Genomic DNA, 26968 nt, shown 5'->3' with positions numbered 1-26968 from the left:
CAGTCCGATGGCTCCGAAACTATGCGACGGCGGAACAGTGACAGTTACCTATAAAGTGACCGACAAGTGCTACGAGACCACCATCAGCCGAGACTTCACCATCACAGCTCCTGCGGCAGTAGTTCCTGTATCACCAAATCCGTTTAGTGCTTCGGCTTGCGCTTACGCCGATCAGGCTGCAATAAATGCTGCCTTTGAAATCTTCAAACAGGGCTTTAGCGTAAGTGGCGGTTGTAATGCAAAAGGTGCATTTGTAGGTAATCCGGTAGCACCAAACTTATGTCAGGGTGGAACAACCAGTGTAAGTTACATGATCACTGATAAATGTTATACTACTACAATCAGTAGAGACTTCACTATTACAGCTCCTGCGGCAGTGACTCCTGAAGCTCCGACAGCGGTTAACGCTTCAGCCTGCGCTTATGCAGACCAGGCCGCATTGGATGCCGCTTTTGAGACCTTCAAAGCAGGCTTTAAGGTAAGCGGTGGTTGTGATGCGAAAGGAGCTATCCAAGGCAGTCCAGTTGCACCAAAATTGTGTGAGGGAGGAACAACAACAGTTACCTATAAAGTGACTGATAAATGTTATGAAACTACAATTAGTAGAGACTTCACTATTACTAAAGTTAACTTGCTTAATGTTTCAAGTCCTCCAAATAAAACAGTTGTTTGTGGTGAAGATGCAGATGCAGCATTTGTAGCATGGATTGCTGGATTTAAATTTACAGGAGGATGTGCTGGAAATGTTCAGGCAACAGATTTATCTCAATTTGTGAAACCTCAGATTGGAACGGCATTAGTTATAGAATATGTTGTTTCAAACAATTGTGAAACGATTAAAAAAGTATCAACATTTTTGATCACTCCATGTACAACTCCTATTTGTACTTATACTCAAGGTGCTTACGGAAATGTTGGAGGTATGGCCTGTGCAGGAGGACAATCTTACACAACCAAAGCTCTTATTGCGAAAGCACTAAGTGCTTATCCAGGAGGAACAATGACAATTGGTTTAGTTGGTAAATCTGTTTTAGTATCTAATAATCAAACGGATATTAATGGTGTAATAGCAGTTTTACCAGGAGGTGGAGGAAGTAGCGTGTTGGCAAATGGAAATCCTCATATTAGTGCATTACCTGCTTCATATCTTAAAAAAGGAAAAATCAATAACACTTTATTGGCTCAAACCATTACTTTAGGACTTAATTTAGGTATTGATAGTGAGTTGAGTAAATTCAAATTGCAGGCAGGTGTATTGGCAGTTGCTCAACCTGAAGGCGGTTGCGGATCTAAAACTCCAAAAGTACGTTCTTGTAATCCTGACGGAACAGTAAGTAATGAATACAAGTATTACACTATTCCGAACAATGTGGTTAGTAAACTAGCTGGAGATAAAACCGTTGGCGATTTGTTTAACTTGGCTAATCAAGCATTAGGAGGCGGAAACACTTACGGACTTTCTCTTTCTGACATTGCAAGTTTGGTAGATTTGATAAACAATGCATTTGATGAATGTAGAATCGCAATGGGATACAACATTCAGCCACTTGCTTGTTCAGCTACTCAAGAATCGATAGTTACTCAGACACCTACTACTTCAGAAAAACCTGTAGTAGAAAGTAGTGCAAAAGAAAGTAAAAAACCTGGTTTTGATGCTTATCCTGTTCCTTTTAAAAATTACATTACCATTCGTTATAACTTTGATTATGCGAGCAATGTTAAAATTGAATTGTTTGATCTATCAGGAAAACTGTTATCTTCAAAAACAGATACAGATTCTTATTTTGGAAAAGAATATAACTTTAATATTGATTTCTACGTAGGTAAATTCCAAGTTTACATTTTACAAATTACAACTAATAAAGGCAGCAGTAGTAAAAAAATCATTTCTGCCGGTAATTAAATTCATTTATAAATCTTATTTAAAGCATCCGTTAAAAGCGGGTGCTTTTTTTTGAAAAATATTTTTTCTGTTTACTCTTTAATTACGAGTGTTTTACGAGTAAGACGATTTGTTAAATATCGGTGAGATTTAAAAAAAATAGAGGAAAAATCATGTTTTTCTTTTTTTTGGTTTAATTTTTGGAATACCTTTATATAGTATAATCCTTAAAAAAATAATTATGAAAAAGATACTTACCTTATTTGCAGTTATCGGTTTAATTGCATTTTCTAGCTGTGAAGGACCAGAAGGGCCTCCAGGACCTCCGGGAGAGACAACAGTTGCTCCGGTTATTGATGTGAATAATGTTAACTTTGCTTCGAATGGAGATGGAGAGGTTATAGATTTCGGTTTTACCCTTTTTCCTGGAGATGTAGTTTTGGCTTATAGAGCTACCGGAGTAGCAAATGGAAGCACCGTTTGGAGTCCAATTCCAGAATCACACTATTACGATGATGGTTCTTTGTTTTTTACTTATAAGTTTAATTTTAGCAGGGTAGATTTTGAATTATATCTAGATGGATTTAATTTAAATACGGTGCCAGCTGACTTAAGAACAAATCAAAAATTTCGTATTTTAGTTGTTCCTGGTGATGATCCGAGAATTAGTAATAAATCAGTTGATAAAAAAGATTTAGATTACAATACTGTTATCGCAAAATACAATATTGATGATAGCAATGTAAAGACAATTAATTTATAATTGAAAATTAAATAAAAAAAAAGGAAATCCTAAGATTTCCTTTTTTTTATGCATATATGTTTTGAAAGCTAATTATTCTTCACTTGACGAATCATTCAAAACCTTTTCTGGCCCGAATTTAAGAGAAACTAAAATTCCTACTAGAAGAGATAAAGCAATAAATCCTAAAGATGCCCATTCTGGAACGTGGAAGAAATCGTGTAAAAGCATTTTTAATCCCACGAAAGCTAAAATGGCAACTAAGCTATACTCTAAATAACTGAATTTTGCCAGCATATTTGCCAAGAAGAAATACATAGAACGTAATCCAAGAATAGCAAAAATATTAGAACTAAATACTAAGAACGGATCTTTAGTAATAGCAAGAATTGCAGGAACACTGTCTACAGCAAATAAAACGTCCATAACTTCAATAACAATTAAAGCTACAAATAATGGTGTTGCTGCTTTTTTTGCAGTTTTGGTTGTGATGAAAAATCTTTCTCCATCCGTTTCCGATGTAATCGGCATAATTTTGCCTAAAGCTTTATATATAAAAGAATCTTTTGGGTGAAAATCTTCTTCTTCTCCAGAAAAAAGCATTTTTATAGCGGTAAAAATTAAGAAAACTCCAAATACATAAGTTGTCCAAGCAAATTTATTGATCAACATTACTCCGAAGAAAATCATCAATCCACGGAAAACTATAGCTCCTAAGATTCCCCAGAATAAAACGCGGTGCTGGTATTTTTGCGGAATTTTGAATGAAGCAAAAATAATAGCAATAACAAAGATGTTATCGACACTCAGCGAAAGCTCGATCAAATAACCTGTTATAAACTTCATCGAAGCGACTGATGGTTTTAGATCGTCTGGGTTTGCGATATAATCTGTGGTGTACAGCCAATAAATTACTCCCGAAAAAAGGAAAGATAAAGTAACCCAAACCAAGGTCCATTTGCTGGCTTCTTTAGTGCTAATGATATGAGGTGTTTTATTAAAGACACCTAAATCTAAAGCAAGAATAAAAACTACAGCAAGTAAAAAGAGTGACCAGACTATCATAATGATTTTTTTTAATGATTTACAAAGATAAGTTTTGATGTTTAACTTAAAAATTAAATTTGCTTCTAAAATTAAGTAATATTTGTTATTTGTAAAAGGTTAATTGTTATAGAGTTAATTGTTTTAAAGGTGAAAAATAGTTAAGATCAGAACTTTGTCAAAGCTTAAAACTTTGACAAAGTTTGCCGATAACTTGTAATTTAAACCCGACAGGTTTTTAAAACCTGTCGGGTTTAGTATAAAAAAAATGCCAGCAAATAATGCTGGCATTTTTAGAGTATATTGTAAGCTTTAAATTATAGCGCTGAGTTAACAGTTTTGATAATTCTAGCAGCAATTTTGTAAGGGTCTCCGTTTGAAGCTGGTCTTCTGTCTTCTAACCAACCTTTCCATCCTTTTTGAACAGTCATTAAAGGAATTCTGATAGAACATCCTCTGTCTGAAACTCCATAAGAGAAATCGTTGATAGAAGCAGTTTCGTGTTTACCAGTTAAACGCTGATCGTTGTAAGCTCCATAAACCGCGATGTGCTCTTTAGTAACAGGACGGAAAGCTTCACAGATTTTCTCATAAACTTCTTGAGAACCGCATGTTCTAAGAACTGTGTTAGAGAAGTTAGCGTGCATACCAGAACCGTTCCAGTCTGTATCTCCTAGAGGTTTTGGGTGATATTCGATATAGTAACCATATTTCTCAGTTAAACGGTCTAATAGGTAACGAGCAACCCAGATTTCGTCTCCAGCTTTTTTAGCTCCTTTAGCGAATAATTGGAACTCCCATTGTCCGCAAGCAACCTCTTGGTTGATTCCTTCAAAGTTGATTCCAGCAGCGATACATAAGTCAGCGTGCTCTTCAACTAATTTTCTACCGTGTGTGTTTTTTCCACCTACTGAACAGTAGTACATCCCTTGTGGAGCAGGGTATCCTCCAACTGGGAAACCAAGTGGAAGTTGTGTTTTAGTATCCATGATGAAATACTCTTGTTCGAAACCAAACCAAAAATCATCATTATCATCATCAATTGTAGCTCTACCGTTAGAAGGGTGTGGTGTTCCGTCAGCATACATAACTTCGCACATAACTAACCATCCGTTGATACGAGTTGGGTCTGGATAAATTGCAACTGGAACTAATAAACAGTCAGAAGATCCACCTTCAGCTTGTCTTGTTGATGAACCATCAAATGACCAATTTCCAAGTTCTTCTAATGTTCCTTTGAAGTTTTCGTGCTCTTCAACTTTAGTTTTACTTCTAAGATTTTGAGTTGGTTCATATCCGTCTAACCAAATGTACTCTAACTTAATTTTAGCCATAATAATATAAATTAATTTTTTTGTTTTTTTCGTTGGGTCAAATATAGATTTATTTTTTCAGTCCCAAAAATTAGGGGGCTATTTTGTTTTATGAAGTATAATTTTTTAGATAAGCGTAATTTTGATAGGGGTATATTTCAAAAAAAGCAATTTTAATAACCTTAAAAAAACAAATTCGTAATAATTACGGCACATTTTTGAATTTATGAGTTAAGGAATTATGAAAAAATGTTTATTTAATCAATAATACCGTACAGTTTTGTTATATTTCTGCAGATTGAATTCATTATTCTTTGTAAAAAGCATTTTATGTTGAAAAATCATTGATTAAAAATCTGAATTTTATATGCCAAGTAGGCACTTTAATTGTTTATATTTGCTGATCATTTTTTAATGAAAATTATTACGAATTTAAAATATATATAACCATGTCAACATTACGTTTCCAAGCTTTACAAGAAGCTTCTAACAGAAAGCCGGTGCATTTTGAAGAAATTGGCCGAAAATCTAATCTTTTTGGTTCAAATGTGTTTAACGAAAAAGCAATGAAGCAATATTTAACTTCGGATGCTTTTAGAGGAGTAAGAGATGCTATTCAGCACGGTACAAAAATAGATAGAAAGCTGGCAGATTATATTGCCATGGGAATGAAAGAATGGGCTTTGGCAAAAGGTGTGACACATTATACGCATTGGTTTCAGCCATTGACAGGTACAACGGCTGAGAAACATGATGCTTTTTTTGAAACTTCTTATGACGGAAGCGACCCAGTTGAAAAGTTTGGCGGGGCACAATTAGTTCAGCAAGAGCCAGATGCATCTAGTTTTCCGAATGGAGGAATCAGAAATACTTTTGAAGCAAGAGGTTATACAGCTTGGGATCCGACTTCTCCAGCTTTTATATATGGTACAACTTTATGTATTCCAACCGTTTTTATTGCCTATACAGGTGAAGCTTTAGATAATAAAATACCTTTATTACGAGCATTATCTGCAATTGACGAAGCGGCTACAGAAGTTTGTAAATATTTTGACAAAAACGTAAAAAAGGTAACAGCAACTTTAGGTTGGGAACAAGAATATTTCTTGATTGACAAAGCTTTGGCAAATTCTCGTCCTGATTTAATGATGACAGGAAGAACATTATTAGGACACACTTCTGCAAAAGGACAGCAGTTAGATGATCATTATTTCGGATCTATCCCAACTCGTGCTCTTACTTATATGAGAGATTTAGAGCAGGAATGTATGTTATTGGGTATTCCAGTAAAAACGCGTCATAATGAGGTAGCGCCAAATCAGTTTGAGTTGGCTCCAATTTTTGAAGAAACTAATCTAGCAGTTGACCACAACTCTTTATTAATGGATGTAATGCAAAGAGTGGCAGAGCGTCATGATTTTAAAGTATTATTTCATGAAAAACCATTTAAAGGAGTAAATGGTTCAGGAAAACACAACAACTGGTCATTGGCTACAGATACAGGAGTTAATTTATTGAGTCCGAGCAAAACGCCAATGAGCAATTTACAGTTCTTGACTTTCTTTATTAATACCATAAAAGCAGTAAACGATAACGAAACTTTATTAAGAGCGTCGATCGCAACAGCAAGCAACGATCATAGGTTAGGAGCAAACGAAGCGCCACCAGCGATTATGTCTGTATTTATTGGAGCACAATTGACAAAAGTTTTATCTGAATTAGAAAGCGTAACAACAGGAAAACTTTCGCCAGAAGAAAAAACAGATTTAAAATTGAATGTTGTTGGTAAAATTCCAGACGTATTACTAGACAATACAGATAGAAACAGAACTTCGCCTTTTGCCTTTACAGGAAATAAATTTGAGTTTAGAGCAGTAGGTTCAAATTCAAACTGTTCTAATGCAATGACAACTTTGAATGCGATTGTGGCAAAACAGTTAATTGACTTTAAAAATGAAGTAGAGAATTTGATTGAAAATAAAGACATGAAAAAAGATGATGCGATCTTCAATGTCTTAAGAGAATATATCAAACAATCTAAAAAGATTCTTTTTGAAGGAGACGGTTATAGCGAAGCTTGGGAAAAAGAAGCGGCGAAAAGAGGTTTAAGCAATTTTAAAACAACTCCGGAAGCTATAAAAGCAAAAGTTTCTAAACAAGCATTGGATTTATTTGAACAATTAGGAATCTTTAATCACGTAGAAGCTGAAGCGCGTTACGAAATCGAATTGGAAGAATACACTAAAAAAATCCAAATCGAAGGACGTGTTTTAGGAGATATTGCTAGAAACCATGTAATTCCGACAGCAATTCGTTATCAAAACACTTTAATTGAGAACGTAAAAGGACTAAAAGAAATCTTCGGAAAAGATTTTGAAGCGTTAGCTAAAGAGCAAATTGTTTTAATTAGAGAAATTTCAGGTCATATTGAAGGAATCAATTCTAAAGTATTGGCCATGACTAACGAAAGAAAGAAAGCCAATCAATTGACTGACGCTCAAAAAATGGCAGAAGCGTATTGTAATAACGTGAAACCTTATTTTGATGAAATTCGTAATCACTGTGACAAATTAGAGTTATTAGTAGATGACGAAAGCTGGACATTAACAAAATACAGAGAATTATTATTTACTAAATAATAGTTTTTATTAAATAGTTTTTTTGCCACGAATTGCGCGAATTCTCACGAATTTATTTTTTTTCAAAAATTATCTGATTTAGATGATTTTACATAAAAAATAAAAATTTGTGAAAATTAGTGCAATTCGTGGTAAATTTTTTTTGATTCAAGCACGCGAATCATTCAAAGAATTAAAAAAAGGGATTATCTTTGCTGCACATCAACACAAACTAATTTTCATGAGTTCAGATTCTAGCAAAAGATATGCACAAAGAGGTGTTTCGGCATCAAAAGAAGACGTACATAACGCTATAAAAAATATTGACAAAGGTTTATTTCCTCAGGCTTTCTGTAAAATTGTTCCAGATTATTTAACACAAGATTCAGAGCACTGTCTGATTATGCACGCTGACGGAGCAGGTACAAAGTCATCTTTGGCGTATATGTATTGGAAAGAAACTGGAGATCTTTCTGTTTGGAAAGGAATTGCTCAAGATGCCTTAATCATGAATATTGATGATTTATTGTGTGTTGGTGCAACAGATAATATTCTGCTTTCTTCAACTATTGGAAGAAATAAAAATTTAATTCCTGCTGAAGTTATTTCTGCAATCATTAACGGAACAGAAGAATTAATCAACGAATTAAAATCATTCGGCGTTACTATTCATTCAACAGGAGGAGAAACTGCCGATGTTGGAGATGTTGTTCGTACAATTATCGTAGATTCTACAGTTACAGCTCGTATGAAACGTGCAGATGTTGTAGATAATGCAAATATTAAAGCTGGAGACGTAATTGTTGGTTTGGCTTCTTTTGGTCAAGCAACTTACGAAAAAAGCTATAACGGCGGAATGGGAAGCAACGGATTAACTTCTGCACGTCACGATGTTTTCGGGAAATATTTAGCTAAAAAATACCCAGAAAGTTACGATGCTGCAGTTCCAGAAGAATTAATTTACTCAGGACAGGTAAATCTGACTGATGAAGTTGAAAACAGCCCAATAAATGCTGGGCAATTAGTGCTTTCGCCAACTAGAACTTACGCTCCAATTATCAAAAAGATTTTAGATAAATATACTCCAGAAGATATTCACGGAATGGTACACTGCAGTGGTGGTGCACAAACTAAAATTTTACATTTCGTAAAAGATTTACATGTTATAAAAGATAATTTGTTTCCAGTGCCGCCATTGTTCAAACTAATTCAAGAACAATCAAAAACAGATTGGAAAGAAATGTATCAAGTTTTCAATTGTGGACACAGAATGGAGCTTTACGTTCCAGAAAATATTGCACAAGATATTATTGAAATTTCTAAATCATTCAATGTAGACGCTCAAATCGTAGGTAGAGTGGAAGCTTCAGAAGAGAAGAAACTTACCATAACAAGCGAATACGGAACATTCAACTATTAAAAAAAATAACCATATAAGTGATATAAGTTCAGTTTAGTTTTTCCATACTTTTTAATATGAACTTATATCACTTATATGGTTTAAAAATATTTAACTATGTACGAATTACTTTTTTGGAAATATCTAGACGAAATCTACTTGAACAATCAAGAAGTTTATGAAGCTCTTGTTGAAAAACAAGAAGTTGAAGGTCTGGCTGAACTTCAAGTTGAAGTAATTGTAAATAGAATTAATTCTGTCTTTTCAGATTGGGAAAGAGTAGATGAAAACAGCTGGAAGAACCCAAAAGGAAAAGGCGCTTTTCAAGTCATTACCACTCCACAAAGCATAAAAATTGACTGTTACGGAACAGAAGGAAAAACCATGAACAAATTAGTTGATATCATGGAAGAATTCAAATGTCCGCTTTACGATCCGCAAGTTCCGGAACGTTATGATGAAATGAGCGAGTAAAAAATAATTGTAAATTGTGAATTGTAAATGGTGAATTATGAACAACCATCAATCATTTACAATTCACCATTTACAATTTACAATTAAATCTTATCCGTTTTTCAAAAGCACATTCTGTTCTTTTCTCATTTTTTCAGTCAATTGATTGATGTACGTTTTTATTTTCTGCGGAAGCGTATTCCAACTTTGATCCTTTTCGAAACTTCTGCAATTATCAAAGTCACATTCAACTGCGCGAATGACATATTTTTTCTTTTTATAAACCGTAATAATTTTTACGCGTCTTATATAGCCATCTTCGTTGCGAGTTCCGTAAACAATAACAGGTTCAATAAGACCATCGCCATCAATATCTTTTGTGCTGCAATATTTTGTCCAGAACCAGATTTTTGTTTCTTTAGGAAGAGTATCTTCAAGAAAATCATTAATTTTCCATTGATTTAAAAATCCGCCATGATCATTAATCACACAAACTGCTTGTATTTTTGTGTTTAAAGTATCTTTTTTAGAAATTACCTTTTGGTTTTCACCTAGAACCAATTCATAAACCCCACCTTTATCACTAAACTCAAATGCTCTATAAATAGGGTAATCAGTTAGATTTTCAAGTTCTCGTTGCGCAATTTCTTGTTTGGTTAGTCTACGGCTTTCTACTTTTTGAGAAAAAATAAATGAGGAAGAAAAAGAAAGTAAAATTAAAAGATATTTTTTCATGTTTAGGTTTGGCTTTTAGTATATCAAAGATATTTAAACCTTTTGAGTCCTGCTAAATTTATGTTTTTTAAAAATAGATTTTGTTGTACTTTTCTAAATTAAAATCACAGTAAATATTTCAACAAAAAACTATAATATGACTAAGATAAACTGCGTCAAATTTCTTTCTACTATATCGGTTTTAGTACTTTTTTCCAATACTATAAATGGACAAAAAAAAGCGGAACAAAATCGAAATCTAATTCAATATGTTGATCCAATGATTGGAACAGCAAAAATGGGACATACTTATCCCGGCGCAACAGTTCCTTTTGGGAGCGTACAATTGAGTCCAGAAACCGATACAATTGCTTACAGTTTAAACGGAAAATATAATGGTGAAGTCTATAAATATTGTGCAGGTTATCAGTATGAAGATAAAACCATTGTAGGTTTCAGCCATACCCATTTCAGCGGAACAGGTCATTCAGATTTAGGCGATTTCTTGATTATGCCAACAACTGGTAAACTGCAATTAAACCCAGGTGTAGCATCAAAACCATTATCAGGTTATAGATCGGCATTTTCGCATTCGACAGAAAAAGCAGAGCCAGCCTATTACAGTGTTTTTCTGGAAGATTATAAAATTAAGGCAGAATTGACAGCAACAACTCGCGTCGGAATGCATCAATACACTTTTCCAAAATCTGATGAATCACACATCATTTTAGATTTGACTTCAGGAATTTATAATTATGATAAAAAGAATGTTTGGACATTTGTTCGCGTAGAAAACGATACTTTAATAACAGGATATCGTCAGACAAATGGTTGGGCGAGAACCCGAACGGTTTATTTTGCGATGTCATTCAATAAGCCCATTAAAAGTTACGGACAAGCTGCTCAAGAAAAAAGTGTTTACAGAGGTTTTTGGGGAAGATTTGATCAAACAAAGAATTTTCCAGAAATGGCAGGGCAAAACCTAAAATTATTTTTTGATTTTGATACGAATGAAGGTGAAAAAATCAAAATTAAAATGGCTTTGTCACCTGTGAGTTCAGCTGGAGCATTAGAAAATATGAAAAAAGAAACGCCTGATTGGGATTTTGAAAAAGTGAAAAAACAAAGCCAGGAAGTTTGGAATAAAGAATTGAATAAAATTCAAGTTGAAACCATTCAAAAGGAAGATTTGGTTAATTTTTATACCGCAATGTATCATGCCTTTTTGGGACCAACGGAATACATGGATTTAGACGGAAATTATAAAGGTTTGGATATGAATGTTCACAAAGCAGAAAAATTTACCAATTATACCAGTTATTCGCTTTGGGATACTTATCGTGCTTTGCATCCATTATTTAATATTGTACAGCCAAAAAGAAACGCCGATATGGTAAGCTCAATGTTGGCACATTCAGACCAAAGCGTTCATAAAATGCTTCCAATTTGGTCGCATTATGCCAATGAGAATTGGTGTATGATTGGCTATCATTCGGTTTCGGTTGTTGCCGATGCCATTGTAAAAGGCAATATTAGTTTTGATGCCGAAAAAGCGCTTCAAGCTTGTGTAAATACTGCAAAAGTGCCGTATTATGATGGTTTAGAATTTTACATGAATAAAGGATATGTTCCAGAAGACAAAAGTGGCGCTTCGGTTTCTAAAACTTTAGAATATGCCTATGATGATTGGGCAATTGCACAAGCGGCAAAGAAATTAGGAAAGACAGATATTTACAATGAATTCATCAATAGATCGAAAAACTATAAAAATGTCTATGATGAAAAAACAGGTTTTATGCGTCCGAAATTGAATGACGGAACATTTAAGAAAGAATTCGATCCACTAGACACGCACGGCCAAGGTTTTATAGAAGGAAATTCATGGAATTACAGTTTATACGTTCCGCAAGATCCTGCCGATATGATAAAATTGATGGGCGGAAATGAGAAATTTAAAGTTCGTTTAGATTCATTGTTCAATATGCATCTTCCAGACAAATATTTTGAAAATACAGAAGATATTACAAGAGATGGAATCATTGGGAATTATGTTCACGGAAACGAGCCTTCGCACCATGTTGTGTACTTATACAATTGGACAGATTCTCCTTGGAAGGCGCAAGATAAAATTAGGATGATCTTGAAAAAAATGTACAGAAATGGTGCTGATGGGTTAGGCGGAAATGACGATTTTGGGCAAATGAGTGCTTGGTATATTTTTAGCAGTTTAGGATTTTATCCAGTTGCTCCCGGTTCTGACGAATATGCTTTAGGAAGTCCGTTGCTGAAAAATGCTATTTTGAATTTAGAAAATGGAAAAACTTTTGAGGTAGAAACTGTAAACCAATCTGATAAAAATGTTTTTGTGAGCAAAATTCTACTGAACGGAAAACAATTAGATAAACCATTTTTAAAACATTCTGATGTTATAAATGGAGGGGAAATTACGTTTTATATGAGCAGTAAACCTAATAAAAAGCAATATCAAAATTAGTTTTACGTCTGTCACCCTGAGCGGAGTCGAAGGGCTTTCTAACTAAAAAAGGCTTCGACTCCGCTCAGCCTGACAAGACGATGATATTTTAATTCGTGAAAATTTGTGCAATTCGTGGAAAAACAATAAAAAACTTCACGAAATTTGCACTTCAAATAAAGAAAGATAAATATGAAAATAAATCTAAAATCAGGAATAGATAAACTGCTTTTCGGAATGAAGCAGAATGACGTAACAGCTGCTTTAGGAAAGCCTGATAAAAACTATAAAGACGAAGACGACAACGTAATTTTTGTTTACAATGCTCATAAAATAAGATTAACTTTTTATCAGGAAGAAGATCTTAAATTAGGATATATTGTAGCGTCAAGTAATGATTTAGAAGTTTTCGGATTCAAATTAATCGGAAGAAAAATTGCTGATGTAAAGAAAGATTTTGCTGCAAAAGGAATTACTAAATACAATCAAGAAACTTTTGACACTTTCGAAAATTACTTCAACGAAGACAACTGGTTTATCCTTCAAACAGAATTTGATGAGGTAGTGAAGTTTGAAATTGGCGCGATCATCAATAGTAAAGATGAGTTTGACTGGAAATTTCCAGTGAAGAAATAGTTTCGCGAAGATACTATTTGAAACGTGAGGTAAAATTTGGATTGCCTCCAGTTTTAGCTGGAGGTTATAAATAAAGAGAAGAAAAAGGCTTTAGCCAAATAATTATTGTTTGGCTAAAGCCCTCTCTGATACTATAATTTATTCGTCCAGCTAAAGCTGGACGCAATTCAAAAAAAACGTCATTTCGAACGAAGGATCACACAAGAGGCTCCACAAAGTATAGTTGATAATCTTTGTCGATTTACGAGTGTGATCCTTCCTTCGTCAGGATGACAAATAAAAAAACCGACAATCTCTTGTCGGTTTTTTTTTATGTTGTAAAAGGAAATTAACCTTTTAACCATGCGTTTTTAAGTTTCTCTTTTGAAGCATCAGTAGCTTTAAAAGTTTCAGCTTCTTCAAATGGCAATTTTACAGTTCCTTTAATAGTCTCTTCTTTTCCGCCACGTTTTACTTTCAAAGTGATCGGGTCATTATCTTTCCAGTTTTCACTTTCAGTAATTAAATCATAAATGTTATCTAAATTGTATGATTTATTATTTACAGCTAATATTTTATCTCCACCTTTTAAATTTAGGTTTTTAAAGAATTCAATTGATTCTGATTCAGGACGAACAGCGATTTCTTTAGTTGCTTTGTCAATAGTGATATTTGGAGTCTGTCCTTTAATAAACGGATTTCCAGTTTTTTTCTCTATTGCTTTTGTAACACCAACTTTAGCTAAGTAGAAATCGTAAGGAATTGGAGTTGTTCCAGCAACATATTTGTTCAAGAATTCTCCAACTTCAGGATAAGTTAAAGACGTGATTTTTGCAAATAATTCATCATCATTAAATGGTTTTTCAACACCATATTCATCAGATAATTTGTGCATTAAATCAAGAATTCCTCTTTCTCCATTACTTTTTTCTCTAATGATAATATCGATACACATTCCAATTAAAGCTCCTTTTTGGTATACATTTAAGTATTGGTCTTTATAAGGCTGTTCTAATACATTTTTACTCATTACAGTAAATGACATTGTATCATCTAGCTGTTTAGACTGCTGAATTTTATCGGCAATACGAGTGTAGAATTCAGCTTCATTAATCAAACCTTGGTTGATTTGGAAAAGGTTAGCAAAATATTCTGTCACACCTTCATACATCCATAAATGCTCAGACATTTTTGGTGCATTGTAATCAAAATACTGAATTTCTTTTGAGTGAATAGTTAATGGAGTAACAATATGGAAGAACTCATGAGAAACTACATCTTTCATAGATTCTACCAATTTTTCTTTCGGCATAGATTCTGGTAAAACTACAGTCGTAGCAGTTGGGTGCTCTAAAGCTCCAAAACCGTGCGCATCATCTTTAGCCATACTTGATAAGTACAATAAAACAGTATATTTTTTAGTAGAATTTACTTTACCTAAAAAGTTTTTCTGTGCTGTCATCATTGTTTTCATCTCTGGAGTAATGCTTTCAGCAGTATATTTTCCAGTAGGAGAGTACACAGCAATTAAGATGTCCATTCCGTTTACATTAAAAGTAGTGTAATCAGGTTTAGAATACATAATTGGATTTTCTACCAAAATAGCATAACGAGAAGTAGTAAATACATCAGAAGTATTGCTTGCATCCTGATCTGTCATAGATGTTGCTCCCCAAAGCGTTTCAGGATGCGTGATCGTAACTTTGTACGGAACATCTAATTTATCTTTAAAATACCCTACAAATCCATGAGTATTAACCATGAAATTTTTTCCCGCATCAATGTTTGTTCCTGCTGGAGAAAAAACGTCATCATTTCCGAACCCAGTTCCTTTTTCAGTATCGAAACTATCATTTACCAAATAAGTGATTTTTTTCAGTGCTTTTGCGTTTGAAATAGACCAAGAATTATCGTCTAATCTCTTTACTGTAAGTGGATTTCCTTTAGCATCAAATGCTTTAAAATCTTCCGAGAATTTTCCGTAATTATCTGTTGAATAAGTACCTGGAACAGTTTTCGGAATACTGTAAACAATTTCGTCAGCTTTTATGGCTGGCGGAGTAACCGTTACTAAAACTTTATCGTCTTTAACATCGGTTAAATTGATATTAACTTCAACTATATTGCTTTTTGCGGCTCCGGTGCTCCCTGTTTTACAGCTCCAAAAAGTGACCGCTAGAGCTAAGGTGTAAAGTATTTTTTTCATTTCTATATGTTTAGTTAATTGTATTTGACACAAAAAGTATCGAAAAGTTACTAAAAAATCACATTAAATTTAAATATAAAAAAAAACTCCTGAAAAACAGGAGCTTTATGTTAGTCTAATTTATTCTTGATATAATATTTTCCGTCCAAATCTTCATCAAAATCATCTATTTTTACTGGTTTTGGTTTTGGCTTGTTTGCAATTGCCTTCTTCTTCCACATCTCAAATTTTTCAAGAGGCATTTTCTTTTTCATAATGTCCAGGACTTCTTTTTCTGCCAATCCAAACTCTTTTTTTATAATTTCAAATGGATTTCTTTCTTCTAAAGCTAACGAAACAAGTCTTTCGGTTTGTTCCGGAGTTAATTCTTTGCGGCTACTCTTTTTCATCTCGTGAAAATTAATTCAAAATAGGGTGTTAATTATTAATAGATTGATTTTCAATTCTTGTATCAATATTAAAAAAAAAAATAATAAGTTGGTTCAGTAAAGTGCACTTTTTTTATAGAATTTAGCTGTTTTTAAAGGATCTTGATTTTTGAAATGGAATTTTTAACAGATTTTTCAATTCATTGTTTTCTTCTGGAAGCATATGAGTATCTACACCGTATACAAGCTGATCTTTGGGCAAATAAGTGAATGTTCTAAAAAGTCTATCCCACACAGAAAAAATATTTCCATAATTGCTGTCTGTATAAGGTAGTACGTAATGATGATGAACTTTGTGCATATTGGGAGAGACAATAAAATAGCTTAAAAAAACATCCAGTTTTGCTGGAAGCGAAATATTGGCGTGATTAAATTGTGAAGCAATAACAGATAATGACTGATAGAGAAAAACCATCCACATCGGTGTTCCAACAATTAAAACACCTAAAGTGGTAAAGACAAAGCGAACAACACTTTCTCCTGGATGATGTCTATTTGCTGTTGTAGTATCGATCCAAGTGTCGGTATGATGGACCAAATGAAATTGCCATAGAATTTTTACTTTGTGTTCTACCAAATGCGCTAAATAAGCTCCAATTAAATCCAAAAGCAATAATCCAATTATGGTATAAAGCCAGATTGGCATTTGCGGAAGCCATTGCAGAATGCCAAAATTATTTTCGATTGTCCAAGCGGCGGTTTTTATTAGAATAAAGGCAAGGATAAAGTTGACCACAATGGTTGTGAAAGTAAAAAAGAAGTTTATCCCAGCGTGAGGCCATTTTTTATATTGCATTTTAAACAAAGGAAAACTATTTTCAATAAGCCAAAAAATGGTAATGCCACCAACAAGAATAAGGCTTCTATGCGACGATGGAATCGTACTGAAGTAAGAAATGATTTCGTTCATAATACATACATATTTGAGTTGAAATAAAATTTTCTTGTCGATTTTATCCAAACAAAAAGAGAAAATCCAATATAAATATATCAGATTTTCTCTTTCAAATTAAATTATGTACTAATAATTGTGTATTATTTTTTGATGAGGCTGATTATAAATAATAAAACCCATGCACCACCTACGGCAATCAGAATTTGCCACAGAAGGCCTCCGCCACCAATGCCAAGTTTCCCAGCAATCCATCCTCCGATAAATCCGCCTATGATTCCGACAACAATATTACCAATTAAACCAAAACCAGCACCTTTCCAGATCTGACCAGCTAGCCATCCGGAAATAGCTCCTATAAGTAAGAAATATAAAAATTCCATATTTTATTTTTTTGATGATATATCGATTTTTTTTCAGCTATTATGCTTCGTCATGATTTTGGAGCAGTGTTTTATAAAGAAAACCTGCTGCTAATGCCCCAAGAATAGGAGCGACCCAAAATAGCCAAACCTGAGACAATGGCTCTCCGCCAACAAAAATAGCTTGAGATAAGGATCTGGCTGGATTTACAGAAGTATTTGTAATTGGAATGCTGATTAAGTGTATTAAAGTCAGTGCCAAACCAATTGCAATTCCGGCAAATCTACCATTTGCAAATTTATCAGTTGCTCCTAAAATCACTAATAAGAAGAATAAAGTAAGCACAAATTCTGCAATAAAAGCAGACTGCAACGAATAACCATCAGGAGAAAAAGCTCCAAAACCATTAGATGCAAAGGCACCAGCTTTTGTATTGTCTATTGCAAAACCAGCTTTTCCAGAAGCTATCGTGTATAAAGTCCCAGCAGCAGCAACAGCTCCAACACATTGTGCAATGATGTACGGAATAAGATCTTTGGCAGAAAATCTTCCACCAGCCCATAAACCAAAAGAAACCGCTGGGTTAAAATGACCGCCAGAAATATGGCCGACAGCGTATGCCATTGTAAGCACGGTTAAACCAAATGCTAGTGCAACACCTGCAAATCCGATTCCTAAATCTGGAATTCCGGCAGCAAAAATAGCGCTTCCGCATCCGCCAAAAACAAGCCAATAAGTCCCAAAAAACTCTGCAAATAATTTTTTCATAATAAAATAATTTAATGGTTAATGTTTAGAATGTATATTGGTAAGCCCAATAAATTAAAACAAATTGTAAGGGCAAACGTACAAATAAAATCCATCTTGGTAAACCAAAACCTGCTTTTTTATTTTGAAACATGTACAAATTGGCAGGGAAAATAGCAATTAATAGCATTATAACTCCCCAGGCAGCAAAATGAGATGAAAAAGGCAGGAGCAGAAAGATGCCTAAAATGATTTCGGCGGCACCACTTAAAACATTTATTAATTTGGGGTTTTTAAATGCGGGAGGAATGATTTTTATGTACATTCCAGGTTTTCTAAAATGATTTAGCCCAGCAAGAATATAAAGGAAAGCCATTAAATATAAATGCCAAGGTAGAATCATGATATTTAATTGTTTATCACGAATTTATAAAAAAATTAACAATTATTGCATTACAGATCTTCTTTTTTTGAAATTACGTATTCTGAGTTATTTTTTTGACTTGAAATTTACATTCATAATAATTATAGCTAGAATAATCAGTACAATGCCAACCCATTGAGAAAAGATTACTTTTTCGTTTAATAAAACATAGGCCATCATTACAGAAACTGGAAGTTCAAGTGCAGAAACAATACTTCCTAATCCAATTCCGGTTAAAGGAAAACCAGCAGTCATTAAAAGTGGCGGAATGATAGTGCCAAATAGTGATAAAACTATTCCCCATTTTAAGAAGATTTCTAGATTAAAAGCAGTTACTTGTGTTGCAAAAGCAAAAGAAAAAACAATAATTGCCCCGCCTAAAAGCATATAAAGACTTCTTTGAGCAGATGAAATTTCAGTTGCAACACTGTTTGCAGTAAACATAGTTGTAGTAAAAGAAGCAGCAGCCAGCATTCCCCAAACTAAACCTCTCCAGTCTAATTCGATATCATTATTGATGATATTGGTAGCCAAAATAGTTCCGAAAAGCACGATAAATACAGCAATTACCTTTTGTTTTGAAGGCAGTTTTTTTTCTAAAATCATTTCCAGTAAAACCCCCATCCAAACGGTTTGCATCAATAAAACGATTCCGATAGAAACTGGAATATATTTTACAGCCAAATAGTAGAATAAGCTGGTCATTCCTAATGAAGTTCCCGCAAGCATTAAACTGAAAATATTTTTGCGAGAGGCTTTTACGGCAGGTTTGTTTTTGTTTTTAATGCGCTGAAAAAGATTGATTAGAAGAATTCCTAGAATTCCGTAAATAAATTGTGAGGTTGTGACTTCTGCAGTTGTGTATCCTTCAGAATAAGCCATTTTTACAAAAGTAGCCAACATTCCGTAAGTGGTTGCTCCCAAAGCAACAAGAAAAACACCTTTTAATACATTATTTTGAGTCGTCATAAATTATCTGTTTTAAAAAAATTAAGCCGGCAAAGGTAAGCTATTTTGTTTAGGATTCTATTGTACTATGTTGAAAATAGTGGTTTAATGACAATAAAAATGAATTTTAAAGTCTTGAATTGCGAATTCTTAAAAAAATAAAAATGCTCAAAAATAGAAAAGCCATCAAAAATAATTCTGATGGCTTTTTATATGTATAGAAAATTAATTTTCTCTTATCTAATTACTTAGGTTGGTTTTGATAGGTTTCGATTTCAAAAATCAGAGTTGAATTTGGAGGAATTACCCCGCCTGCACCTTTTTCTCCATAAGCTAAATTTGAAGGCAAGAAGAAAGTCGCTTTTTCTCCGTCTGTCATCATATCAAGGGCTTCAATAAAACCAGGAATCATACCGTCTTTTTTACCAACTGTAAAAGGAAAAGCTTTGTAGCCTCCTTGAGCGTCTCTGTTTGCATCATATTTTCCGTATGTTTTTGCTACTGGAGCCATGCTGCTGTCAAATAAGTTTCCGTCTTCAAAATAACCTGCATAGTGAAAGTAGATTGTAGAACCTTCAGCACCTTTAACGCCAGTTCCTTTTTGAGTAATTACATATTTTAAACCTGTAGAAGTGGCAGTAGCTTTTGCCTTCAAGTCTTTAAAATAAGTAGCTTTGGCTGTTATTACTTTTTTTGCTTCTTCTTTTTTAGCCGCTTCTTTTTTAACATCATCACTTAAAACTTTCAAAGCATCAAATTTCTTTGCTGCTGCACCTTTGCGTGTAATAACGATTTTTGTCATCACATCGTCCTGAACAATTTTATTTACAACGTCCATTCCAGAAACCACATGTCCAAAAATAGTGTGTTTTCCGTTTAACCAAGGTGTATCTTTATGTGTAATAAAAAATTGGCTTCCGTTTGTTGCAGGGCCAGAATTTGCCATTGCAAGAACACCACCTTTTTCGAACTTTAAATCGTCTGCAAATTCATCTTTAAAAGAATATCCTGGACCTCCAGTGCCATTTCCGTCAGGATCACCACCTTGAATCATGAAATCATTAATAACTCTGTGAAATTTTAATCCGTTATAAAATGGTTTTCCTTTAAGAGATGCTTTAACGTTAGGATTTGTACCTTCTGCCAAAGTAATAAAGTTTGCTACTGTAACAGGAGCTTTTACATATTCTAAAGAAAGCACAATATCTCCTTTTGAAGTAGAGATTGTTGCAAAAACTCCGTCACCAGGATTTGCTGCTACAGCTGTCTTGCTTGTACTTTTTGGTGCCGGCTTTGCAGCAGGTTTTTTAGTCTGAGCTTGAATATTTACTATTGCTAAGCAAAATAAAAATAGAAATTTAAATTTCATTGCTTTTTAATTTTAAGTCTATAATTCGATTACTGTTTGTCTGAAATCTGGATTTCAAAAATAATATTAGCGTTTGGCGGAATTACACCTCCAGCACCAGTTGCTCCATAGGCTAAGTGAGATGGAATAAAAAGAACCGCTTTGTCTCCAAAAGATAATTGTTCAACTCCTTCGATAAAACCAGGAATTAAACCGTCTTTTTTTCCAGCTTGAAATTGAATTGGTTGGTAGCCGCCCTGTGCAGCTCTTGCAGGATCAAATTTTCCGAATTGTTTTGCGACTTCTTCAATACTAGTGTCAAATAAAGTTCCGTTTTCAAGGAAACCTGCATAACTAATGTAGATTTGGCTTCCTGCAGCAGGTTTTTTACCGCTTCCTTTTTCTGTAATTACATATTCTAAACCGCTAGTAGTTTTTGTTGCTTTTGCTTTTAAAGCGGTATAAGAATCTACTTTTTCTTTTTGAACGCCAGCGTATTTGCTTTGTTCTTTTGCAATGTCAGCAAAATAATCATGAAACACTTTTACAGCATCAAATTTTTTAGCTGCTTCACCATTTCTGATGATAGTAACAGAAACAATGTTGTCACCTTGTACTACTTTGTTTACCACTTCCTGATCTTTTGCACTCACTACGTGTCCAAAAATAGTATGCAGATTATCTAACCAAGGGGTCTCAACATGAGTGATAAAAAATTGGCTACTGTTTGTGCCTGGACCGTTATTGGCCATTGCTAGAACTCCAGCTTTATCAAATTTTAAATCGGAGAATTCGTCTTTAAATTTATAACCTGTATCTCCAGAACCAGTTCCTAATGGGTCACCTGTTTGGATCATGAAACTTTCAATAACTCTATGGAATTTCAAGCCATCAAAAAATGGTTTGTTTTTTAATTGTTCATGTGTTACAAACTCGTTTTTACCTTCAGCTAAAGTCACAAAGTTTGCCACAGTTATAGGTGCTTTTTTGTAATCAAGCTCTACAATGATATGACCTTTGTTTGTCTCGATATCGGCATATAAACCATCTGGCAGATTACTGTGATCATCCTTACAAGAATAAAATGAGCTTACGGCTATTAGTAATAATAAAATACTCTTTTTCATTTTAAGATATTGTTTATTGAGTTAATGTGTCTTTTTTAGCTGGTGCTGCAGGCTTTGCAGCAGCGGGTTTTGGTGTTACGGTTTGAGTAGACTGTCCAGCAGGTTTTGCAGTTTGCGCAGTTGGATCTGGAACAAAATTTCTTAGTGTAACCGTAACGATCAAAGATTCGTTTGTGCCAATTTTTTTGTTGTCTCCATGATATCCATAAGCCATATGCGATGGAAATAAAAACGTAACCGTTTCATTTTTATGCATTCTTTTTATTCCGTCACGTAACCCCATCATAATGTCTTGTTTGTCTACATAATAGGTTTGAGGGCCAAGATCAGATTCAGAGTAAATGCTATTGCCTTTAATATCTTTTATTTCCATATTAAAGTAGGCAATATCACCTTTTCTAGGAGCTAGAGTTTCTGCATCGTTCTTTTCTTCGTAGCAAAACCAATATCCTTTTGGAGTGGCATAATATTTTACTTTCGGATTGCTTTTGATTATTTTTTTAATGACTTCCTCTTCGTTGGCCACTAATTTTTTATTTCGGTCAGCCGATTTCTTCATGAATGTTCCTGAAGCTCTGGAAATTGGTCTTCTGGCTTCTTCATGATGCTTGCAGCTGCTTATCAAAACAGCAAAAAGCAAAGTGTAAATGCTAAGTTTTAGGTAGTTCATGATTTGGGTTATAATTTTAGTTTTTTGACTAAATCTTCAAATTTATTTACTGTTTCTTCCATAGAAGCTTCAGATCTTCCTCCAGCCGCATTAACATGTCCGCCTCCGTTAAAGTGATTTCTTGCAAACTGATTAACATCAAATCCTCCTTGAGAACGGAAAGAAATCTTAATTATTTTTTCTTCTCTATTTTCAATGAATATGGCTGTAAAAACAATTCCGCGAATGCTTAATCCGTAATTTACAATTCCTTCAGTATCCCCTTTTACATAGTTAAACGAATCAAGTTCTTCTTGTGTAAGCGTCATGTAAGAGGTTTTATGATCTTCAAAAATTTTCATGTTTTGAAGTGCACGGCCTAGTAACTGCAAACGGCTAAAAGAACTATTATCGTATAGTAAAACTGGAATTTGAGTGTTTTCAACTCCTAAATCGATCAATTCGGCAATAATTCTGTGCGTATTTCCAGTGGTTCCAGGAAAACGGAAAGAACCAGAATCGGTCAGAATTCCAGTATAAATGCAAGTTGCAATGGTTTTATCAATATCTTCTTTTTTGTTTAAAAAGGCAATGAAATTATAAACCATCTCACACGTAGATCCGTACGAAGTGTCTGAGTATGTATAGGCGGCATAATCATGAGGCTTTTCATGATGATCGATCATGATAAATGGAGCGGTAAGTTTTGCGAGAGTATGCTCCATTTCGCCAGTGCGATGGAAAGCATTAAAATCTAGCGTAAAAATAAGTTCGGCTTCTTCTAATATTTTAATGCAGTTTGGAGTATCTTTTTCATAGATTTTCACTGTTTCTGAACCTGGAAGCCAAGCTAAAAAATCAGGAAAATCATTTGGAGAAATAACAGTTGGCTGATGATTATTTTTGAGTAAAAAATGGTACAAAGCTAGAGTAGAACCCATGGCATCACCATCTGGTCCTCTGTGCGGAATAATTGCGATTTTCTTTGGCGCAGCAAGCAATAATTGAATCGCTTGAATATCTTGTATTTTCATAGTGTGCGAATTTACATTTTTTTAATGTAATGCTGAAAATAATTTTAGTTTTCAGTCGCAGTCTCAGTTCTCAATCCAGTTTGGAATTTGGAATTTTACTTTATAAATTTTGTAGTTCTTTCTTTTGAAACTTTTGATACAGTTTGTATTTCGCACCTTTTACAATCTGAGATTTATAAATTCCAACAGAACCAGAAGAAAAATAAGCAATTGTGCAGGCGATTGCGATGAAGATTCCGGGAGCAATTCCGAATAATTCCATTCCCATTACTGTGCAGGCAATAGGAGTGTGGGTTGCACCAGAGAAAACCGCAACAAATCCGATTCCTGCCAAAAGAGCAATGGGCATCGGGATTACGGTTGACAAGGCACTTCCTAAAGTAGCTCCGACAAAAAATAACGGCGTTACTTCGCCACCTTTAAATCCAGCTCCAAGTGTAAAACCTGTAAATAAGATTTTAAGCAGAAAATCGTACCATTGATTTGGATTTGAAAAGGAATCGACAATAACAGGAACGCCCAATCCAGAGAATTTTGTAAATCCTAAACCAGCAATGGCAATAGCCAAAATGACTCCGCCAATTACAGGACGAAGCGGTGGATATTTTATGTTTTTTGAAAAAAGCGAACCCCAGAAATGTGTACTTCTAGAAAATAGTAAAGCTGCAAATCCCGAGAGTACTCCAACAATGAGAGTAAAAATAATATTATTTAAACTAAGTTCTGGAACAGTTGGAATGCTGTAATGCGTATGTTTGATTTCCCAGAATTCTACAGTGAAATATGCGGCGTAAGCCACTAGAAAAGAAAGCAAAATGCTTTTAAAATTAATTTTACTGAAATATAGAACTTCCAAAGCAAAAATAGCTCCCGCAAGAGGCGTTCCAAAAACAGAAGCAAATCCGGCACTGATTCCGAGAATGATTAAAATTCTGCGTTCTGAATTATCAAGGTTAAAAAGTTTGGTAAACTGATCGGCAATTGCGCCTCCCATTTGTACCGCAGTTCCTTCTCGCCCTGCAGATCCTCCAAACAAATGGGTAAGCAGTGTTCCTAAAAGAACTAAAGGAGCCATTTTAAAAGGAATGACTTTCTTCGGACTTTCGTATTCTTCGAGCAAAAGATTATTTCCTTTTGCAACTGATTCTCCCCAATAGTAATAACTCAATCCTACCAAAAATCCGCCGAAAGGCAAAAGCCAAATAATCCAGTCGTGCTGCATTCTAAATTGCGTAACCCATTCTAAAGAAACTAAAAAGAAAGCAGATGCAGAACCTGAAAATATACCAACTAAAACACAGATAAGAATCCATTTAGGAAGTGAAAGCAGGAATTGTTTTGGATTTAAGGAAGTCATTAATGAATTCTAAAAAGTTTGCCACGAATTTCACGAATTTTCACGAATTAAAATAGGAAAAAACGATTTAATCTAGTTGTCGCCATACTTTTTCGAAATGGCGAATAGGAATAATTAGTGTAAATTCGTGAAATTCGCGGCAAAAAAATTATACTACAGCAGTAAATTCTATTTCCACCAAATATTCTGGAGCAACCAGTTTGCTGATTCCGTAAAATCCTGTTGTTGGTTTTACATCTTTAAAGAAAGAAGAGTGCGCTCTAGCTACTTCTTCGAAAGTAGAAACGTCTGTTGTAAAAATTCTTGTTCTAATAACATCTTTCATTCCCACATTTAAATCTTCTAAAACTTTTTCAACTCGTTCCAAAATATTATACGTTTGAGCATAAGCGTCATCAGCTTTTACTTTATCGCCGTCAACAATGGCTACAGTTCCAGAAACTTCAATAATATTGCCAATTCTTACGGCACGGCAATATCCCATTTTGTCTTCCCACGGAGATCCAGTCAAGATGTTTTCTCTTTTCATTTTTTTATAATTTTTGCGAATTTGTCTGTACGGTTTTAAAAGCAAATTCAGGTTAATTAAAGATGCTGCAATTTAAGAATTATGGCTTTGGTAGCGATAAAAAAAAGCTTGAAATCAATTCAGAAATTCAAGCTTTTTGTGATATTAATCGTTATTCGGTTTCTTTCTCTTCGTACAGTCGAAGCTTGTTTTGTACCGCATTTAAGTTTTGCTGTAAGGTTTCAATCTTATTCAAAAGGTTTGCAATAGCATCAATTCCTTCCAGATTTATTTTGAGATCATAATGCATTCTGATCATTTTTTCAACCGTTGGAAGCTGTTCGGGTTCAAGAAATTCCTCGTTTTCTTCCGTTATAATATGTATAAGTCCATAATTATTAAGTTCGGTTATGAAAGTATTTTCAATTTCGTGGTAAATACAAAACTGTTTGATCTGGATTAAATTTTTATTTTTCATGACTTTCTTAGTTTTGCTAATTCTTCAAATAACTCTTTTTCTTTATCCGACAGTTTTGTTGGAAGTTTTATGGTGTACGTAATGTATAAATCGCCAAACTGATTTTCTTTTTTATAAACGGGAAAGCCTTTTCCTTTCAGTTTTACTTTTGTTCCCGGCTGAGTTTCTGCAGGCACTTTAATTTTTACCTTTCCGTCAAAAGTATTGATATAGGTTTCTCCACCTAAAATTGCCGTGTATAAATCAATAGGAGCGTCGGCATATAAATTATTGCCTTCTCTTTTAAAATCTGAATTATTAGAAATTATAAAAGTGATGTATAAATCTCCGTTTGGTCCGCCGTTTACTCCTGGTCCTCCGTGATTCGGAATTTTAATAATTTGTCCGTTTTCTACGCCAGCAGGAATTGTAATTCGGATATTTTTTCCGTTAACAGTTAAATTTTGTTTATGTGTGGTATAAGCCGCTTTTAAGTCTAATTCCAGTTCGGCATTAAAATCCTGTCCTCTATATTTAGCCTGCGATCTACTTCTGCCTGCGCTTTGGCCATACATCGAATTGAAAAAATCTGAAAAATCGCTTCCTGAAAAATCGCCACCTCCAAAACCAGAGAAATCGCCTTCAGAATATTGATATCCGCCTTGCTGTCTGTTTTGTTGCTGATTAGGATCGTAGCCAGCTTTTTCAAATTCGTCAGCGTGTTTCCAGTCTTTTCCGTATTTATCGTATTTTTTTCGATTTTCTGGATTGCTTAAAACTTCGTTGGCTTCATTTATTTCTTTGAATTTTTTTTCGGCTTCTTTATCATTCGGATTCAAATCGGGATGATATTTCCTTGCCAGTTTTCGATATGCTTTTTTGATGTCTGCTTCGGTTGCAGATTTAGTAACATCCAATACTTTGTAATAATCGATATAATCCATTTTTTCTGAGATTTTATAAATGGTAAATAAAGTCTTGAAGTTAAGAATAAGTTGTTAATAATCAAAATAGTGAGTGTTTTTATAAAATGATTTTTTAGAATTTATAAATTTTAGATTTGAAATTTATTTTTTACAGAATAAAAAATCTTGGCAGGTTTTTTGATTCCAAAAATTAGCTTAATTTAATGTTATAAAACTCCTAAAGTTGTAGCAAGTAAGTAAATTATACTATTTTTGTGAAGCTGGACTTTTGTTTTATATTAATTATAAAAGGCGATTCGAT

The 26968-nt window shown here is 34.1% G+C and carries 25 protein-coding genes; 7 read left to right on the top strand and 18 right to left on the bottom strand.

Annotated features, from left to right (window positions below; translation table 11 throughout):
* A partial coding sequence (locus DM397_RS17170; protein ID WP_162615496.1) for a T9SS type A sorting domain-containing protein occupies nucleotides 1-1903 on the top strand: 1903 nt, incomplete at its 5' end.
* A gap of 220 nt (nucleotides 1904-2123) precedes the next feature.
* Nucleotides 2124-2645: a hypothetical protein gene (locus tag DM397_RS17165; protein WP_111378703.1), complete on the top strand. Its 522-nt coding sequence runs from the start codon at nucleotides 2124-2126 to the stop codon at nucleotides 2643-2645.
* Nucleotides 2646-2717: 72 nt separating this feature from the next.
* Here DM397_RS17165 and DM397_RS17160 read toward each other — a convergent pair whose 3' ends face one another.
* Together DM397_RS17160 and DM397_RS17155 are read right to left on the bottom strand one after the other, a co-directional pair.
* On the bottom strand, nucleotides 2718-3689 hold the full coding sequence (locus tag DM397_RS17160; protein ID WP_111378702.1) for a TerC family protein: 972 nt from the start codon (nucleotides 3687-3689) through the stop codon (nucleotides 2718-2720).
* Between the two features lie 296 nt (nucleotides 3690-3985).
* Nucleotides 3986-5002 (bottom strand): glutamine synthetase beta-grasp domain-containing protein, encoded by a 1017-nt coding sequence (locus DM397_RS17155; RefSeq protein WP_111378701.1) that lies wholly within the window; start codon nucleotides 5000-5002, stop codon nucleotides 3986-3988.
* A 428-nt stretch (nucleotides 5003-5430) separates the two neighbouring features.
* Between DM397_RS17155 and DM397_RS17150 the strand changes: the two genes are divergently transcribed.
* The 3 genes from DM397_RS17150 (at nucleotide 5431) to DM397_RS17140 (ending at nucleotide 9472) form a co-directional block, all read left to right on the top strand.
* A complete protein-coding gene (locus tag DM397_RS17150) occupies nucleotides 5431-7620 on the top strand; it encodes a glutamine synthetase III family protein (protein ID WP_111378700.1) in 2190 nt (729 codons plus the stop codon).
* A gap of 220 nt (nucleotides 7621-7840) precedes the next feature.
* Entirely contained in the window at nucleotides 7841-9019 is a 1179-nt protein-coding gene (locus tag DM397_RS17145) for an AIR synthase related protein (protein ID WP_111378718.1), read from the top strand.
* A 96-nt stretch (nucleotides 9020-9115) separates the two neighbouring features.
* On the top strand, nucleotides 9116-9472 hold the full coding sequence (locus DM397_RS17140) for a hypothetical protein (RefSeq protein WP_111378699.1): 357 nt from the start codon (nucleotides 9116-9118) through the stop codon (nucleotides 9470-9472).
* A gap of 90 nt (nucleotides 9473-9562) precedes the next feature.
* Here DM397_RS17140 and DM397_RS17135 read toward each other — a convergent pair whose 3' ends face one another.
* Entirely contained in the window at nucleotides 9563-10186 is a 624-nt protein-coding gene (locus tag DM397_RS17135; RefSeq protein WP_111378698.1) for a M949_RS01915 family surface polysaccharide biosynthesis protein, read from the bottom strand.
* A gap of 136 nt (nucleotides 10187-10322) precedes the next feature.
* On the opposite strand from DM397_RS17135, the gene DM397_RS17130 reads away from it, so the two are divergent.
* Both DM397_RS17130 and DM397_RS17125 read left to right on the top strand, forming a co-directional pair.
* Complete coding sequence (locus DM397_RS17130) at nucleotides 10323-12659, top strand: GH92 family glycosyl hydrolase (RefSeq protein WP_111378697.1); 2337 nt, start codon at nucleotides 10323-10325, stop codon at nucleotides 12657-12659.
* A 171-nt stretch (nucleotides 12660-12830) separates the two neighbouring features.
* Nucleotides 12831-13274 (top strand): hypothetical protein, encoded by a 444-nt coding sequence (locus tag DM397_RS17125; protein WP_111378696.1) that lies wholly within the window; start codon nucleotides 12831-12833, stop codon nucleotides 13272-13274.
* A gap of 328 nt (nucleotides 13275-13602) precedes the next feature.
* On the opposite strand, the gene DM397_RS17120 is transcribed toward DM397_RS17125, so the two are convergent.
* The 15 genes from DM397_RS17120 to DM397_RS17050 form a co-directional block, all read right to left on the bottom strand.
* Nucleotides 13603-15459 carry a M61 family metallopeptidase gene (locus DM397_RS17120; protein WP_111378695.1) on the bottom strand — a complete coding sequence of 619 codons (1857 nt, stop codon included), beginning with the start codon at nucleotides 15457-15459 and terminating at the stop codon, nucleotides 13603-13605.
* Between the two features lie 110 nt (nucleotides 15460-15569).
* Nucleotides 15570-15848 carry a DUF2805 domain-containing protein gene (locus DM397_RS17115; RefSeq protein ID WP_008462445.1) on the bottom strand — a complete coding sequence of 93 codons (279 nt, stop codon included), beginning with the start codon at nucleotides 15846-15848 and terminating at the stop codon, nucleotides 15570-15572.
* Nucleotides 15849-15969: 121 nt separating this feature from the next.
* Entirely contained in the window at nucleotides 15970-16797 is an 828-nt protein-coding gene (locus DM397_RS17110) for a sterol desaturase family protein (RefSeq protein WP_111378694.1), read from the bottom strand.
* Between the two features lie 125 nt (nucleotides 16798-16922).
* Nucleotides 16923-17162 carry a GlsB/YeaQ/YmgE family stress response membrane protein gene (locus DM397_RS17105; RefSeq protein ID WP_111366928.1) on the bottom strand — a complete coding sequence of 80 codons (240 nt, stop codon included), beginning with the start codon at nucleotides 17160-17162 and terminating at the stop codon, nucleotides 16923-16925.
* Between the two features lie 40 nt (nucleotides 17163-17202).
* On the bottom strand, nucleotides 17203-17910 hold the full coding sequence (gene aqpZ, locus DM397_RS17100; protein WP_111378693.1) for an aquaporin Z: 708 nt from the start codon (nucleotides 17908-17910) through the stop codon (nucleotides 17203-17205).
* A 25-nt stretch (nucleotides 17911-17935) separates the two neighbouring features.
* On the bottom strand, nucleotides 17936-18292 hold the full coding sequence (locus DM397_RS17095) for a DoxX family protein (protein ID WP_111378692.1): 357 nt from the start codon (nucleotides 18290-18292) through the stop codon (nucleotides 17936-17938).
* 87 nt (nucleotides 18293-18379) lie between these two features.
* On the bottom strand, nucleotides 18380-19282 hold the full coding sequence (locus DM397_RS17090; protein WP_111378691.1) for an EamA family transporter: 903 nt from the start codon (nucleotides 19280-19282) through the stop codon (nucleotides 18380-18382).
* Between the two features lie 223 nt (nucleotides 19283-19505).
* Nucleotides 19506-20630 carry a peptidylprolyl isomerase gene (locus DM397_RS17085; RefSeq protein WP_111378690.1) on the bottom strand — a complete coding sequence of 375 codons (1125 nt, stop codon included), beginning with the start codon at nucleotides 20628-20630 and terminating at the stop codon, nucleotides 19506-19508.
* 29 nt (nucleotides 20631-20659) lie between these two features.
* A complete protein-coding gene (locus DM397_RS17080; RefSeq protein ID WP_111378689.1) occupies nucleotides 20660-21736 on the bottom strand; it encodes a peptidylprolyl isomerase in 1077 nt (358 codons plus the stop codon).
* A gap of 13 nt (nucleotides 21737-21749) precedes the next feature.
* Entirely contained in the window at nucleotides 21750-22406 is a 657-nt protein-coding gene (gene gldI, locus DM397_RS17075; RefSeq protein ID WP_111378688.1) for a gliding motility-associated peptidyl-prolyl isomerase GldI, read from the bottom strand.
* Nucleotides 22407-22414: 8 nt separating this feature from the next.
* Nucleotides 22415-23419 carry a DHH family phosphoesterase gene (locus tag DM397_RS17070; protein ID WP_111378687.1) on the bottom strand — a complete coding sequence of 335 codons (1005 nt, stop codon included), beginning with the start codon at nucleotides 23417-23419 and terminating at the stop codon, nucleotides 22415-22417.
* A 100-nt stretch (nucleotides 23420-23519) separates the two neighbouring features.
* Nucleotides 23520-24776: a voltage-gated chloride channel family protein gene (locus DM397_RS17065; protein WP_111378686.1), complete on the bottom strand. Its 1257-nt coding sequence runs from the start codon at nucleotides 24774-24776 to the stop codon at nucleotides 23520-23522.
* A 148-nt stretch (nucleotides 24777-24924) separates the two neighbouring features.
* Nucleotides 24925-25305 carry a RidA family protein gene (locus tag DM397_RS17060; protein ID WP_111378717.1) on the bottom strand — a complete coding sequence of 127 codons (381 nt, stop codon included), beginning with the start codon at nucleotides 25303-25305 and terminating at the stop codon, nucleotides 24925-24927.
* Nucleotides 25306-25456: 151 nt separating this feature from the next.
* A complete protein-coding gene (locus DM397_RS17055; RefSeq protein WP_111378685.1) occupies nucleotides 25457-25762 on the bottom strand; it encodes a chaperone modulator CbpM in 306 nt (101 codons plus the stop codon).
* Nucleotides 25759-26685, bottom strand: a complete 927-nt coding sequence (locus DM397_RS17050; protein WP_111378684.1) for a DnaJ C-terminal domain-containing protein — start codon at nucleotides 26683-26685, stop codon at nucleotides 25759-25761. Before DM397_RS17050 ends, DM397_RS17055 begins: the two co-directional genes overlap by 4 nt.
* Nucleotides 26686-26968 lie beyond the last annotated feature (283 nt).

This window comes from Flavobacterium nitrogenifigens (assembly GCF_003254565.1).
In the GTDB taxonomy this organism is placed as follows: domain Bacteria; phylum Bacteroidota; class Bacteroidia; order Flavobacteriales; family Flavobacteriaceae; genus Flavobacterium; species Flavobacterium nitrogenifigens.
This window is presented reverse-complemented; position numbering and strand designations above follow the sequence as displayed.